Origin of the sequence: Sphingomonas sp. QA11 (assembly GCF_028473665.1) — a bacterium.
In the GTDB taxonomy this organism is placed as follows: Bacteria; Pseudomonadota; Alphaproteobacteria; order Sphingomonadales; family Sphingomonadaceae; genus Sphingomonas; species Sphingomonas phytovorans.
The window spans coordinates 4,421,987-4,437,412 of the sequence record NZ_CP098774.1; the positions used below are offsets into that span (position 1 = coordinate 4,421,987).

At 65.6% G+C, this 15,426-nt stretch carries 9 protein-coding genes; 4 read left to right on the forward strand and 5 right to left on the reverse strand.

The genetic code is table 11. From position 1 onward, the window contains the following. Nucleotides 1-5 precede the first annotated feature (5 nt). Nucleotides 6-1,142, reverse strand: a complete 1,137-nt coding sequence (locus NDN01_RS20330; RefSeq protein WP_272623660.1) for an HNH endonuclease — start codon at nt 1,140-1,142, stop codon at nt 6-8. A 242-nt stretch (nt 1,143-1,384) separates the two neighbouring features. Here NDN01_RS20330 and NDN01_RS20335 point away from each other — a divergent pair, with 242 nt between their 5' ends. The 4 genes from NDN01_RS20335 to NDN01_RS20350 are packed head-to-tail and all read left to right on the forward strand — an operon-like array spanning nt 1,385 to nt 4,140. Beyond that, nucleotides 1,385-1,582, forward strand: a complete 198-nt coding sequence (locus NDN01_RS20335) for a CopG family transcriptional regulator (RefSeq protein ID WP_272623661.1) — start codon at nt 1,385-1,387, stop codon at nt 1,580-1,582. Continuing rightward, nucleotides 1,569-2,729, forward strand: coding sequence for a DNA cytosine methyltransferase (locus NDN01_RS20340; RefSeq protein ID WP_272623662.1), 1,161 nt, complete (start codon nt 1,569-1,571; stop codon nt 2,727-2,729). The genes NDN01_RS20335 and NDN01_RS20340 overlap by 14 nt, the downstream gene beginning before the upstream one ends. A 33-nt stretch (nt 2,730-2,762) precedes the next feature. Then, complete coding sequence (locus NDN01_RS20345; protein ID WP_272623663.1) at nt 2,763-3,704, forward strand: Eco29kI family restriction endonuclease; 942 nt, start codon at nt 2,763-2,765, stop codon at nt 3,702-3,704. Beyond that, nucleotides 3,676-4,140, forward strand: coding sequence for a very short patch repair endonuclease (locus NDN01_RS20350; RefSeq protein ID WP_272623664.1), 465 nt, complete (start codon nt 3,676-3,678; stop codon nt 4,138-4,140). The genes NDN01_RS20345 and NDN01_RS20350 overlap by 29 nt, the downstream gene beginning before the upstream one ends. 33 nt (nt 4,141-4,173) lie before the next feature. On the opposite strand, the gene NDN01_RS20355 is transcribed toward NDN01_RS20350, so the two are convergent. From NDN01_RS20355 to NDN01_RS20370, 4 genes are all read right to left on the reverse strand, one after another. Beyond that, nucleotides 4,174-10,068, reverse strand: a complete 5,895-nt coding sequence (locus tag NDN01_RS20355; RefSeq protein WP_272623665.1) for a DEAD/DEAH box helicase — start codon at nt 10,066-10,068, stop codon at nt 4,174-4,176. Beyond that, entirely contained in the window at nt 10,061-12,079 is a 2,019-nt protein-coding gene (locus NDN01_RS20360) for a hypothetical protein (RefSeq protein WP_272623666.1), read from the reverse strand. The genes NDN01_RS20355 and NDN01_RS20360 overlap by 8 nt, the downstream gene beginning before the upstream one ends. A gap of 2 nt (nt 12,080-12,081) precedes the next feature. Continuing rightward, nucleotides 12,082-14,511, reverse strand: a complete 2,430-nt coding sequence (locus tag NDN01_RS20365) for a hypothetical protein (RefSeq protein ID WP_272623667.1) — start codon at nt 14,509-14,511, stop codon at nt 12,082-12,084. 266 nt (nt 14,512-14,777) lie between these two features. Beyond that, nucleotides 14,778-15,356, reverse strand: coding sequence for a MucR family transcriptional regulator (locus tag NDN01_RS20370; protein ID WP_272623668.1), 579 nt, complete (start codon nt 15,354-15,356; stop codon nt 14,778-14,780). Nucleotides 15,357-15,426: the final 70 nt, after the last annotated feature.

Genomic DNA, 15,426 nt, shown 5'->3' on the forward strand with positions numbered 1-15,426 from the left:
CATTGTCAGTCATACCCATGCTCGGCTCGATGCCAGGCGAGCGCTTTCGTGCTCGGGCTGTCGCCAGCCGCGACCGGAGATCTGATCGATGTCGCGGAAAGGCCAGCATACTCGGTGTTGATGAGCTTCTCGGACGTGAGGATACCGCCATCGGCCGCGACCGAGATGAGACCTAGATCGAACAGGGTATGGATGTCGGCGCGCAGGAGAAGGCCATTCTGTGTGACGTTGGTGTCCTCTCCGAGGAATGGGCGAATATGCGCGGCTTCAAGCAACGCCTCGATGCCGCAGCCGGTCACCGCGCACTTACCGCCATAGGCCGCCAACAGGTCGCGCCGAAAGCGCGGCTGTCCTTGCCGACGCGTGACCGCGCGCAGGATCTTCTCGCGCCCATCCTTGAGGTTGTTGGGGTCGAACTCCTTATCCGGCACCTCCAGGCTAGCCTGGCCGGTCCAACGCTGGAGCGTGAAGTTAGTCGGCTTGCCGCCGGCGTGCGCGACATAGCGAAACCGCCCCTCATAGCGGAAGCCGGCCTCGGGATATTGGCGTTTGCTCTCGCGATAAAAAACGATCAGCTCGTCGCCATTCACTTCGTGATCAATGATCATGCGATCGGTGCGGCCCTGAATCTGGCCTTGCCACTGGAGAATGTCTCCCTCCAGCCGGTCCTTATATTGCGTCCGATCCTTGGTTTTGTCCCTGGTGACGAACAGCCAGATCGAATTCGTGTCCTTCAGGCGGAACACCCCGTTATCGAAATTGGCATCCACAATGCCGAAGCGCTCACGCATCGGGAGCCGCGCGTAGACGTCTCCCTCAACGAACGCGGGCGACATCCAGCGCGAGACCTGGAAGCCGAGCGCGTTCATGCGCGCGATGACCGGAGCTCCGCCGGTGAAATCGTCCGAATGAAGCGCGTTGGCGCGGCCGTGCTGAAACCCATAAGCGGCGGCGGCCAGGGGCTTGCTGTCATATCCCACCCCGTCCTCGACGACGAAATGGTCCCTGGACCGATCGAAGCCCGCCTCCGGGACGCTGTATTCCGCGATGAACGCATCGCGACCGAGTTCGCGGAAGCGCGCCATCGCCAAACGGACCGCGCCTGGATCCGTCAGATCGGCCAGCTCTCCTCCAGTCGCCATTCGTCCCCCTTATTCGCTCCCAGCATCCACGACAGTCCATGAATGTCCAGGGCTGTCGCCGGTCGCGAGGATCCGGAGGGCACCGCTGGCGACGCGCGGCCAAAAATAGTTGTGGGAAAGCCAGTCCGTCGCCGCCGCTGGTATTGATTGTCGTTCGCAGTCTGTTCTTTCTGTTGCAACGCGCCGAATCGCGCTGTAAAACGATTCAATCCGCGGCATTCCGCGGTAATGGAGATCGAGCGATGGGACGTGACGGAGTGAACGCGAAGCGCGTGACGACGACACTGACCTTGCAACGCAAGTCGCAACTGGAACGGCTCGCCGAGCGCGAGGGCGTGAAGGAGGCGTGGCTGGTTCGGCGCGCCGTTGAGAAATACCTGGACGAGATCGGAGCTGGGTCGGTGCTTGGGACGAAGGGCGGCGAAGATGCGCGCGGCTGAACTGTTCGCCGGTTGCGGCGGGATGGCGCTGGGCATGGCGCGCGCGGGCTTCGATCACGCGCTCATGGCCGAATATGATCGCGACGCGGTCGGCACCGTGCACCATAATCGCGACCGGGGTCTTGAGCACATCGCCCATTGGCCGATGGAGCTCACCGATGTTCGCGATATCGACTGGGCGGCGCATCGCGGCCAGATCGAGGTCATCTCCGGGGGGCCGCCCTGTCAGCCCTTCGGGATCGGCGGCAAAAAGGCCGGGCATGAGGATCGGCGCGACATGTGGCCCGAGGCGATTCGCGCGATCCGCGAGACCGGGCCGAAGGGTTTCCTATTCGAGAATGTTCGCAATCTCGCGGGGCCCCGCTTCGCGCCCTATCTCGATTGGATCAAGCAGCACCTGCGCCATCCCCAGGATGAGCGGCGCGACGGCGAAGGATTCCATGAGCATCGCGAGCGCCTGCGCGCCTCGAGCAAGCCGCCCAAATATGAGGTGATCGCGCAAGTCGTGAACGCGGCGGACTATGGCGCGCCGCAGATCCGTTTCCGCGTGTTGATCTTCGGCCTCGCGACATCGCTTGGCGTCGCGCCCTCGCTGATGACGCCTACCCATTCGCGCGATCGCCTGCTTTGGGATCAGTTCGTGACCGGCGATTATTGGCGCCGTCACGGCATCGCGCCGCGCGCGCCGGTGTTGGAGCGCGACCGCGCGCGTGTGGCCTGGCTGCGCGCGAGCGAGCGGGAACCCGAGGGCCTGCCCTGGGTGACAGTGCGGGACACACTCGCCGATCTCGGCGGACCGACGGGCCGCGACAATCATGTCTTCCAGCCCGGCGCCCGGATCTACAAGGGCCATACCGGCAGTCCGCTTGACCTGCCGGCCAAGGCTCTCAAGGCCGGCGATCACGGCGTGCCGGGCGGCGAGAACATGATGGTCCTCGACGACGGATCGGTGCGCTACTTCACGCTTCGCGAAGCCGCGCGCCTCGTCGGACTTCCCGATGACTTCGCCTTCCCGCGTTCCTGGTCCGAGAGCATGCGCCAATTGGGCAACGCCGTGCCCGCTCAACTGAGCGAGGCGGCCGCGCGCTGGCTTGACGAGATGATTAGAAGCGGTGATGTCGATCCGGTAGGCCAGGCCGTCGCGTGACGAGCGACCTGGCTCGACAGGATCGGGCGAGGCGTGGCGAAGAAGTCGGAAGATTCCCTAGCGTTCGAAAGCCTTTCGCGCACGCTCGCCGAGGTTGTCGCTCTGGTCGACGCTGGGGTTTCGCCGCCGGTCTCCAGGCGCATTCGCAAGGGACTGGCCGAACACGCGGAAGCGATCGAGCGGGCGCGCGCCGCCACCGATCCGATCCGCATGCCGCTCACCAGCTTCGACCCCTCTGACCCCAAGACCATCGGCCGCGTGGTCGCGCTCGCGTTGCTGGCCCAAGCCCGCGTGCCACTGCGATCGATCGAACCCGCTTATGGTTCGGGCGTCTACGCGATCTATTATGAAGGGGATCATCCCCTCTATCGTCGGATCTCGGGTACCGAGACACCCATCTATGTCGGCAAGGCCGACCCTTCCGACAGCGACGCGAGCACGCCGCGCGAGCAGGGTCCCCGGCTGACGGGCCGCTTGATCGAGCATGCTGGCACCATCGCGACCGCCGAAGGCTACACGGAGCTTCCCGAGGGAACGCACCGCATCCGCCTGGCGGACTTCACCTGTCGCCGACTGGTCTGCGCGACCAACGCCCAGCTGGTGGCGGAGAAGCATCTCATCGGCATGTTCTGGCCGCTCTGGAACTCCGAGACCAAGGCGTGCTGGGGCATGAGCAAGCACGGGGACGCGGCCAAGACGCGCGCCAACAAGCGCTCGCCCTGGGACGTGGTCCATCCGGGCCGGGCCTGGGCGCTCGATCCGGTGCTCGAGGACTCCTTGTCGCTCGACCAGATCCGCGCGCGCGTCGAAGAGAATTTGGACGACGCGCCGCCGCGCACCGACCATGCCTCACTGCTCGAGGAAGTGCTCGCCGCCTTCCGCCAGGAGCATCCTGATCTCTCCACCCCGCTCGTTCCGCCGCTCGGCGATATCCCGGGTCCTGGCGATGACGAAGCGGGTGGCCAGGACGACTGAACCGGTCGATCCCGCCCGAAGCGCGCAGATGGCGAAGGTGCGCGGGCGGGACACCAAACCCGAGATGCGCGTGCGGCGGGCCTTGCACGCCGCCGGAGTTCGGTACCGGCTACACGCCAAGGATCTGCCCGGACGCCCGGATATCGTTCTCCCCTCACGAAGGGTCGCGATCTTCGTGCATGGCTGTTTCTGGCACCGTCACCCCGATCCGAACTGCAAGCTGGCGCGGCTCCCCAAGTCGCGGCTCGACTTCTGGGTACCGAAGCTCGAAGCCAACCGAGCGCGCGATCAGCTGAAGGAGGCGGCCCTTCTCGACGCGGGTTGGACCGTGCAAACAATCTGGGAATGCGAGCTCGATCGCGACGGGCTCGAACGCTTCACGCGGGAAATCGCGGAAACGCCGAGGGTAGGAAGATACCGCGCGCGACGGCGGTGACCGGGCGAGGCTGTTCCTCGCCCGGCCACGACTTCAACCGGCCCGAACCAGATTGGAGATCGCCACGAACGGACGGCGCGCGAGTTCGAAACTGTCGATCCAGCGACCGCCCGGCCCAAAGCGCGCCACGGCCTCGTCGATGAGCGGCGGCACATCGGGCCCTTCGATCCGCCACATCGGGTGGTGCACCTGAACCACCAGCGGCTGGGCGGGGCCATGGACCCTGAGCGCCGGCACCGGTCCATCCGACACCACTTCCATATCGCCGCTGCGCGCGACCCGACCGAGCGCCTCCAGCGCGCCCGCTCGCCAATCACGCAATTCCGGCGCGGAGAAATCTCCATCGCCTCCCAGCCGGTGCGAGGGATCGAGCATCGCGCGGGCATAGGACAAGCCCAACCGCCAATCCAACAGGCCATGATAGGCGCGATTACCGTAGCGCTGCAGGCATTCGTAACAGGCCTGGTCACATCGCGCCCGGTGCCCGTCGCGCATGAAATCCGCCAGCGGCCAAGCGGCCTCCTCCCGCACCATCGACGCGAGCAACTCGATCGCCCAGGGCGCATCGGCGGGAAGGGATAGCTGCCGCGATAAGCCCGACCCGTTCACCAAAGTGTCCGCGATCTGAATGATAGGCCACTCCCGACCGCCGGCATGCGCGACGCGCGGCGGCAATATCTCGAATTCACTCGGATCGACGTCGAGCTCAAGCGCGGCGCGGTCGATGAGTAGGAAGGCCATGGTGAAGGCCGATGCCCGGATCGAGGTCACCGTGTTCGGGCCAGCGACCGAGGCGATGTTCAGCTCCGGCCGCATCGCCACCGGGGAAAGGAACAAGCTATCGGTCACTTTGCGCGACGCGAGCCAGGTTCGCCCGGAGCGACCGGTATTGATCCACGACCCGCGCAAGGCGGCGGCGGTGTCATCGAGAATGGATTGGTTCTGCATCTCGAAGCGCGGGTTGTCCGGGCCCGGGCGCCAGAAGCGCTGCGTGCCTTCGTTCAAATCGAAGCCGCCATCGAAGAGCTCGGTTCCTGTCGCGCCGGGATTGAGACGGATGATGTTCGCCGACCGCTCAAGCGCGAGCGCGAGGTTCTCATCAGATACCGGCACCGTCGCCACTGGCGTCGCCTCGGCGCAAACCACGCGCGCGCGGACCACACGTAGATCATCCTCGCCGATCTTCACGGGGGTGAAGTCAGTGCGAAAGGCCGCTGGGGTGATGCAATGACGGAAGCTGTCGGCGACGATCGCGTTTCCGCAAGCGGCGCATTCCGTCGCCTCGGCGGTCTCGCGCCGCGTCCAGCCGCCGCACGCGGTGCACGCGCCAATCCACCAATCCTCGGAGACAGCCTCTCGCGTGTCCTGCCGCGGAAGCACCCAACGCCTGCCCCACTGCTGGGGATCGGGCAGCGTCGAGGTAATTCCCACCGCGCGATGGAGCCGCTTGTCTCGGACCAAGGTCGAGCCCGGAGCGAACTCGTAAATGGCTAGGTCCGCGTCGCGGTCAGTTGAATCCCAACACCAATCGCCTCCACCTTCATGTTCGAGACCAAGATAGAGCGGTCGGGCTCGGGTTGGCATGCCGTACATGGGCAATAGGCCACCCTCCGCGAGGGAATGCGCGACGCCAATGCCATAGCGCGTTTCATGGTCGATCACGGTCGCGATCGCGTCCATCAGGACATCGACATCGAGCGCGTTTCGCACCTGTTCGAGCAGTGCTTCGGTCTGTCCAACCATCACCACGGCGATCGCTGCGTCCCGAGCATCGGTGGTCGCGCTCAGCGCTTCACGCAGCGCTGTCGGCCATCGCGATCCCTCGGCCTTATAGAGGTCAACAACGATGAACTCGCCGTGGATGTCCGGCGGCGTCAAATCATAGCCTGGATACCGAGCACCATGTTCGATCCTGAGCCGCCGGAAGGCCGCCTGGAGCCAAGCCTTTCGAATGATCCGAAGCGGAATGTCCTCGTACCCCGTCGCGAGGAAGGGGGGTGGCGGAGCGTCTCCGGTGATGCGTCCCGGATGTCGGAAATAGTGGAGATCGTGGCTACGACTACGGCACACGGTGAGCGCTAAGGAGAAGGCCTGGCCACGCCGGCCCGCGCGACCGACGCGCTGCTGATAGTTGAAGCGCTGCGGCGGCATGTTGGCCTGATACACGGCCTGGAGAGGCCCGATATCGATGCCGACCTCCATCGTCGTGGTGACGCTCAGCAAGTCGATCTCCTTGGCCAGGCGTGGGAGCTCGCCTGTCGGGTCGGCCCCATCCTCGACCAGGATACCCCTGAAACGACGTAGACGTTCGGCGCCGTCGCGTGTCTGCCCGGTCAGCTCCTCGCTGCGCAGCCGGAAGGGGTCGGTGGAATTGTCTCCCGCGCGCGCGATCCGGTGCGCGAGGAAATTGTGCCGCCACAGCGTCGCGACCTTGCCGGTCGGCGCTTCATCCAAAGGCGTGAAGCAACGGGTACAACGCCGCTGTCCACGATGGAGATGGACGCGGTCACAGGACCGGCAGCGCCAGAAGTCATCGTCCGCCCTGGTTAGACGAACCCCAAGCGCGAATAGGTTGATCAGTCCGCCGGTGTGACCGCGCGCGACGAGGGCCGACAGCGCCGCCTCGAGCACGGAATTCGGATCATTCGGATCGACCGCCTTGGCGAAACGGGCGACACGGTTGGTGTCGCGGACATCGCCGGGGTCGTTCCAGAGTGGCACCTCGCTCGGGTCGACCCAATGCGAGGCGGGAACGCGGTACGCGTCCGCGAACACGCGCAGCCATGCGTCGAGCCGATCGCGCTCAGCCGTTCGCTCGCCTTCGGGGAAGAGCGTCGGATAACCCAAGCCAGCTTCCTCGAAGGAGAAATAGGTCTTGTTGAAGAGCGTGTCATAGATCGCCGCTTCTTGGCCCTTCACGATCTCCTCACGCGCGTCGACCACAGCCTCGCGCGCCCGCGGGTCGGTTGGAGGCTGCCAGAGCATCGTGTCGCCATTCTTCCGGAACAGCGTCCACCAATGGTCATCGTCGGTGACGGTCGCCTCGCTGGGATGAATCCCAAGGCGTGCCATCGCGGCGATGAGCGGCGCGGCGGGTAGAGGAACATCGGTTTGGGTGCCGCGATAGCTCGGGTCGTCCGGATCCTGGCCGATAGAGCGAAGCGTCGCGACCGCCTCGCCTTGCCCGCCAGCGCGCGCGATCTCGCGCTCCAATCGGTCAGCCTCACCCCACTCGCGATTGGCGATCGCCTGCTCCAGCGCGGCGCGCAACGCCTCGAGCGCGTCGGCGCGATAGGCTTGATCCACTCTCTCGCGCAGCAAGCGAACGGTCATATCGCGAATGAGCGCGCGATGGTGGTTCGCCTCGAGATCGATCGCCGATCGAGCCGCGTCCTGCCGGCTATCCGAGAAGACGATGGCCTTGGGTGAATCCAAACCACTCGCGTGCAGCAGTTCGAACAATTCGGTCGCGAGCAACTGGGAGGTCTTTGCGAAACCAGTCCGGAAATTGCGGATCGGGCTGGACCGCCCCTTGTTGCGGAACAGATAGGATGTCCCGCAACAAGGACAGGCCGCCGGCGCGGCCGACCCCCTGTCACCCGGACCCCGACCGCGCGCGTCCTTCGCCGAATCGGTCTCCGAGCGGCGGAAGAGCAGGCCCGGCAAATCGGTTTCGCGCGGCGTGCCCACGCCCGGCGCCAGGACCCGCGCGCCAAAGGGATCCAAGCGCGCGGCGACCCAGGTCGGGACGCTGCCATCCCGCTGCCCGCTAACCTCAGGTTGAACGGCTTGCCCCTGGGTCGTCGGCCAGAAGATCGCGTATTCGCGATAGGCGAGATCCTCGAACTCGGTCCCCGCCGACGAGTACGGGAGAGCCTCCAGATTCTGGCTGCTCGGCAGAAGCTCGATCGGCGCCCCGGAATTGTCGGTCGAGCGCATACCGCCGAGCATGAGCTCGCCGCATGCCTCGCAGTAGAGCACCTCGATCATGCGTTTGGCCGGAGTGTCGGCCGCGTCCTCGCGCGGCGCGAGCCCGGTTCCGCGCTCGATCGAGAGCGCTTCATAGACCGGCGCCCCCTCGGCGTCCTGATCCATGGCCGCGAACAAGCCCTCGAGCGCGCGGAAGAAGATATGCGCTCGGAAAGAGGGGGTGGTTTGGGCGACCCGGGGACCATCGCGATCGTAAAGGCGCAAGGCGTCGCCAAGCCCTCGCGCGAGCAACATTCCGCGCACCGCGACTGGGTTGGGTGTTCCGAACAGCGCTATGCCGAGCTCCGTGATCGAGCGCGCGCGGGGGCCGTCGGCGTCGGTGGCGGCGGCGACCAATCGGCCAGCGGCCGCCTCGGCGAGCGCGCGAACGCGGTCAACCTCGGTAGCGGCATTTTCTCCCGCGAGCGCCGCTAACGCGTCGGTGATCGCCGCGTCGATTCGAGCCAAGGGCGGCGGTTCAAGCACGGCGCCGCCCTCTTCTCCGGCAGCCGCGGTCACCAGCGCCTCGAAAGGTTGAGGATCGAGAGGAGCCGCCGGGCTCGCCGGAATCACGGGATCGCCTCGGACCACGCAACCGCGCCAGAAATCCTGATTCTGGGCACCGGGCGATCCATCTTCGGCGAAAGTGCCTAGTTCACCGAAGAAATCCCAAAGATAGGCGAGCGACGCGGTCGCCGCCGCATCGTCGCCCTCGACGGGAAGCGAGGCGCTCGAGGCGAGAATACGGAGCTTGTGCCGCAGCTCCGGGCGATCCAGCCCGAGACGATTGATCAACATGCGAATCAGGCCCGCCACCTCACCGCCCGACGAGCCGCGTACGAGGTGAAGCTCGTCTATGACCAAGTGGAAATAGGCGTCGGGATCGGAAGCGAGCCAGTCGCGCGTCTGGTCGAAGATCGGCTCCTCGACCTCGCGGGCCAGCATCGCGTTCAACATCGAGGAGTTGGTCACGAGGATGTCGGGCGGCGTCGCCTGCATATCCCAGCGCGTGTTGAGTTCCGCGCCATCCACCGACGGGAACAGGAACCGCGTCTCCTCGACCATGTCCAGATCGCGGTCCCGCGCTAGCTGTTCATCGTAGCGCGTCGCCATCTCCTCGCTATCCCCAAGGCCCCGCAGATACCCCCGCGTCTTCTCGACGGCGCGTTCACGTTTGTCCCGGGTCGCCTTGTCCTGACGAACAGGATGGGTCTCGAACCCCGTGGGCGGCGTGGCACTGTTATAGCGGCCGAAGAAGATGCGGTTGCCCTGGAACCGACGATCGCACACCGCGCGCGCGGCTTCCGAATCCAGCGCCTTTCGCAGACGCGTGAGCTGATCCTCGACGAGCGCGTTCATCGGGTAGAGAATCAGGGCACGGAGCGCTTTCGGTCGGTTTGGATGCTCGAGTCTCCTGGCGAGCCGAAAATCATCGTCTCCTTCCCACCAATCCTCCGTACCGAGCGTGCCGTTCGGGGCGGGCCAGGACACCGCCTCCTCGGCGATCCGCGCGAGGATCGGCAGGAGGAAGGATTCGGTCTTTCCCGAGCCCGTGCCCGAGGTGACGATGCCGGGCTGCCCCGGCCGCACGCCTCTGGCGAGCATCTCGAATTGATGCTGGTACGGCTTGTATTCCGGGATCCGGCTCGGCGTTGCGCCCTCGCCTTGATCAACACCATCGAACAAGCCGGAGGCCGCGAGCTCCACGAAAGCGATCCGCCCCTCCCGTGAGAAAGCCGAGAGCGGCCCCGGGGCGTCGATCAGCGCCTCCAATCCGAATTCGGCGGACTCATAGCGAAGGATCGGTTCGATATAGGGTTCGGCGCACATCCGCCCCGCGGTGGCGAGCAGCGCGCGACGCGCGTCAGCGACATCGCTCCGTCTAATTTTGAAGGCGGTGTCCAAATAGGCGACGAAATAGTCCCGCATGCGCTCGAAGGCGCCGATCGGATCAAGCATTGTTATCCCCCTTACGCATCGTATCCGCGCCGATTCTGAGCGGCGCCGTCAAGCTCGCCTCCTCACTCGGTCGCGCGCCTCCCGCCTTCAGCCACCCCGCCCAAGCGGCGAACTCATTCGCCAGCCGTTCGACATCCTCGGGTCCGAAAACACGCGTCGCCGCCGCGCGGAGCGCTTCGACGCGGTCGCCGACCGCGAGGCCTGTCAGCGGAGGCTGGAGAAGATCGAGCGCCAGCTCGCGCGCCCCCCGATCGGCGATCGGCTTCGGTACGAGAGTGGCGCCGTCGAACCGCATCGGGAAGAGTTCGCCGACTCGGCCATCCGCCAACGCGAAGCGCCCCGCGTCATCCTCGACAAGCGCTACGAGCAAGAGGTTTGTTGGAAGCCGGCCACCCGACGCGCGATTGGCGCGTGCCGCCTCGGCCAGCCAGAACCCTCCGGCCGAGATATCGACATCGTCGAGAAGCGCGAGGACCAAACGATCGGGGTTGGCACGAGCACGTCCGATCGCTCCGGCCAGAGGCGCGGCCCCCGCGCGCCCGCCGCCATCGATCAGATCCGAAAGGCTTAGGATGGAAGGGTCCGAGGCCCCGACCCGCACGGCCAGCGGGCACATCCGCGCGATCCACGCCTCGACGATATCGCGCGCCTTAGGACCGATCGCCACGACCAACTCTCGCGCGCGAATGGCGCTATCCATCACCATGAACCAAGGCTCGGGCGCCTGGATTGGGCTCACCTCCATCAGCGCACGACCAAGTTCCGCTTCCCCGATCGAGACGCCAACCTCGGGAACAGCATCGACCGGCTCGGAGGCCGGGAGGTCGACGCCAGGCGACAATCCGAGCCGGGATAGCCACTCGGCGGCATAAGCCGCCGGTTCACTACGCGCGCGGGCGATCAGACCCTCGAGCGACTTGGTGAAACTCGCGGTCTCGCCACGATGCCGTCGCCTGGCATCCTCGAGCGCGCGTTCGGCCTCGGCGGTCTCCGCCCGTATAACCTCCAGCGCCTCTTGATCCGCGGTAAGCTTTCGCTGAGCCTCCGCCAACTCATCGTCGAGCCGGGCGCGCGCGGCGGACTCCAGCTCCGCGACCGACGCCAGAGCCTGCTCCTCCAACGCCGCGCGGAGACTTTCCCGCTCCGCCGCGATCTCGGCCGCGATCCTCGGCGCCGAGAGCAGCGTCTCGACCAGGCCATCCAGATCCACCCCGGAACGCTCCGCGTCCTCGATCAAGCCCTTCGCCCGATCGAGCGCGGCGCGCGTGTCCGGTGAGCGGAGCGCGGATAACCCATCCAGAACCGGTGCCAGATCCCTCAGCGCGCTCGCGGCGACGGCGGCGCGCGCCTTGTTCGGCGCATGCGGAAACCATTTGCGCAGATCGGTGGCGAGTTGCTCGACCAGCGCGGCCGGGAGGCGCCAATTACGCATCTCGGAACCATGCCCGGAATGCAGGATCGGAAGAGCCCAGCGGCCATCGGCGGTCGATATGCCGGCGATCGTCTCCGGCGTACCGCTCAACACGCGCATATGGCCGAGTTGGCGATCATTGGTGACGCGAAATCGATCGTCGGCGCCGCGCTCGAACTCCGGCGCCAACACCCATTGATTGTCCATCTCGGGAAGCAATAGGCCACCCGAGAGGGGAGCAGCCTCCAGCCCCTCGATTGTCGCCAGCCGCCGCAACGCCTCGGCGTCTTGAGGCGCCATATCGTGCAGGAAGCGCGTGGCCTGTTTGACCTGAATGGTCATGAAGGCGTCCTTGCCATCCTCGGCGACGGCCTGACGCTCATTGGGTTTGACCTGGAATGTCCAGAGGCTGCCGGAGGCGGCGTACCGCAGCTCGGGGGACAAGGAAAAGACGAGGCCCGAGGTCGGGAACCAAGCGCGCTCCACCTGGCCGTCCCAGCGCTTGCCGTCGAGCGAATAAAGAAGCGGCTTGAGGCGCGCGAAATTATGTTGCGCGTACTCGACCTCGCCTAGCAACTGGCATTTCTGAACGTCCACCACGCCTAGATCCCCTCCCGCGCGACCCGCCAGCTCGGCCGGATCTCGCGCTCCCCATTGTTCATTGTCGCCATGGTTCGCCACCGCCGCGACCTCGGAGCGGGCCCGTTGGGGCGCTCACCAGAAGCCGAGGCGAGGATCGCCGGACGCATGACGTGCACGGCCCGCTCGACCGCCGCGTTACACGCATAGCCATAGCCGCCCTCGATTGGTCCCGAGGCCGTGCCCGTGAATAACCGGATCCAGCGCGCGAACCGCATGTGAAGGCGCGCGTCCGTCGCACGCAGCCTACCCTCCGCGATCGTGAACGCTCGCTCGTCCACCTCCGCGTAGGCATCGAGGATCGCGTCCTCGCGGTCGCGCCAATGGCGAAGTCCATCGCGCCCCTCGACCTCCCACATCGAGGCGATATCGATGCGATCGAACGCCACATGCCGCAGGGGCGCGTGACGCCCGGCTAGAGGCACCGACCGGCGTTCGCCGTCCTCCCTAGCACGCCCCAAGGGTTCGCGAACCCGCCAGCGCGATAGCGGATCGGGGCTGGCGCGCAGATAGCCGACCTCAAGCTCCAACATCTCCGCCAGCTCGAACAGCGCGGGCGCTTCCGCCGCCCATACGCACTCGGTCGATGGAGACCAGCCGCTCACCCCCGGGCGCGTCTCCCGTCGCAGATCCAGCCGGGCGCTCGCGGCGTCGAGGCGGGCGAGAAAGGTCTCGCTTAATACGCCCTCCAGCGTGAGCCGCGAGGCCGCGCCCATTCGGACGATCGCGCCGCGCGGCCCCATGGGTAGGACCGACCGACCGCGAATGCCACGCGCCTCGAGCCAGCATAGCATGCCCGCGTCACCCAAGGCTCGGATGACATCCCATGGAGAGGCGTCCGCGCCACCGACCACCTGGCGGGATATCGCGAACAGGTCGGTCAGCGGCATGGCCCCCGTCTTGACCGCGAGCGCCTCGGTGAGATCGAGAAGCGCCTGGGTGGCGGCCTCGCCGCTCGGTTCCGCGCTCGTGGCGATCCCCTCACGCTCGGCGTCGCGAGGCCAGGCCGGTGTCGGAGGCGGATCGGCGTCGAACAGGCGTTCGGGCGGGCCTCGGAAAGTGGGCACCAGGACCGCGCGCCGAAGCCGAAGACGCCGGCGTAGCGGCGGCCCGGTGCGCCGCGGTTCGACGACGATGTCGAGGTCCCCCTCGAGCGGTTCGCGCGGCGTTAACAGCCACCGACCATCCCCGGCGCTCGCGACGTCCAACCGGCTGGCGAGATCGCCCTCCAATCGCAGGCTTTCGACCAAGCCTGTCACCTCAACCACGAAAGGAAGCGCTGGTCGCGCCAATATGCCGCCGTCGACGCGCCAATATTGGCTAGGTGACAGATCGAGCAGACGATCCCGGTCCACACCCTCGCCACGACCGCTCAATCCCTCCAAGTCGTGTATCAGCACCCAACCCGCGGCCCCGGTGACCGTGGCGCGCGCCCGCGTACCGAGACGGGAGCGAAACGCCCGTTCCCGGACGAGCGCCGCCTGAGGGCGTGTGCCAGCGCGCTCGCCGGCCCAGCGCAAGCGACCCCAGTCCCGCTCGACAAGGGGGATCATGTGCCCGCGTGTCGCGATACCAGTGAGGCTTGGGGAAAGGACATGATCGGCGAGCGCTTGTTCAAGGTCGAGAGACGCGCCACTCTCGGGATCGACGAGCTGGTGGACGCCCCATTCGTCGACAAGGATCTCCAAGCCTCCACTCTCGGTGACGGCTCGGAGGTGAGCCGTGACGAGCCGCCATCCTGACCAGAAACGATGGTCGACTAAGGCACGTTCGGCATCCAGCCAAGCGGACCGGAACGACGCGAACGTCTCCTCGAACGTGCCGGAGAAGCCACCGCGCGTCACCAGCGGCTCGAGCCAGTCGAGTACGGCCCGAGGCGATTCCAAATCGAAGTCCCCCGGGCCGAGCTCCGAGATCAGGCGACGCGTGTCATTGCGTGACGGGAAAGTCAGCTCGATCGCATGGCCGATCTGCGTTCGAAACCTAGGATCGGGGAGCTTGAGCGGGCAGGTCAGCGCGGTCTCCGATCGCTTCACCGTCATGCTCGCCAGCCGACGCCACAACCGCGGAAGCGCGTCGCAATGGGTGACGACCCGATTCCAACCCATCAAGTCGCGGAGTCGGCGGCGAAAGTCGTTCTCGTCGCTGTCCGCCGCTTCGCTCGCGGCAAGGCAACAAAGGATGAGCAAGGGCAGCAACGCTTCCTCGGGCTTCTCCGAGCCGGTCAGCCAACGCTGCACACGAAAGCGAGGCGGGAACACGCCGAGAAATAGCGCTCGCGCGGCCTCCGCCTCGAGCATCAAGCCTCCACGCGCGGCGCTCCGGACAAAGAGATCATCGTCGACATGCAGGATCGTCACCGGGCGGCCATCGCCCGTCTCGTCGTCGAACAACTCGCTCCACAGCCAGTCACGCCATTGGGCCATGGTCGTTGTGACCACTCCCGTCCCCCCTCACATAACCAACGTCAACAAATTAAGGCGTCCGCGACCCCCGGGTCCTATATGACTTCACATTTTTCATAAAATCGAGACGCGTATTCCCTCCGAAATGGTTCAAACGCCAGGTTAGTCGCACGAAGTTCTTCTTCGAAGCAGATAAACGCCCGAATTCTGGCATTTCTTGAACGGATTGCGTGGCGCGACCAGAGCTTCTTGAGCTAGTCGCTCCGTTTCAACACGCCCTTGACCCGCTTGCGGATTTCAATGGCGTCCGCGACGGCACGCGGCCGCAAATCGAAATCATCGGGCAGTCGCCAACGTCGTCGATATTCGATCGTTCGCATCGAATGCGTCGACGAAAGATGTTTCTGGAGGTTCCGTACTCGTTTGCCACATTCCAGGCAGCCGACCGTCTCGGGATCGTTGTGCACATGGCCAAGCGGTATGGCGGGCCCATCCGCCAAAGAGCGGCGCCCCCTTCCTTCCGAAGCCTTCTTCGGCGAGGCCATCGGCTTATGAGTTCCCGCGCGCAACTCGACCTTCAGCTGCAAAGCCAAAAGAACCGCCATGACCTTGTCGAACTGACAGGACGGTTTCCCCTTTTCGAGGTCCGCCACGAAATATCTCGACGTTCCCGCCGCATCGCTCGTCTCAACGATCGACCAGCCGAACTCCTTACGTCTTTGATGGACGATCGTACCCAGGTCGGTGATCGACGAGACGACGAAGCGTCGCGATCCAGTCTCCCCCCGACTCGCCGCCATCGAAACACCTCCAAGTTTGTTGGCGATCACCATCAACTTTTACGATTTTGAAAACAAGGAGTTCCAGTGCAAACTGGGGAATATCGAGACGGGGGTGGATGTC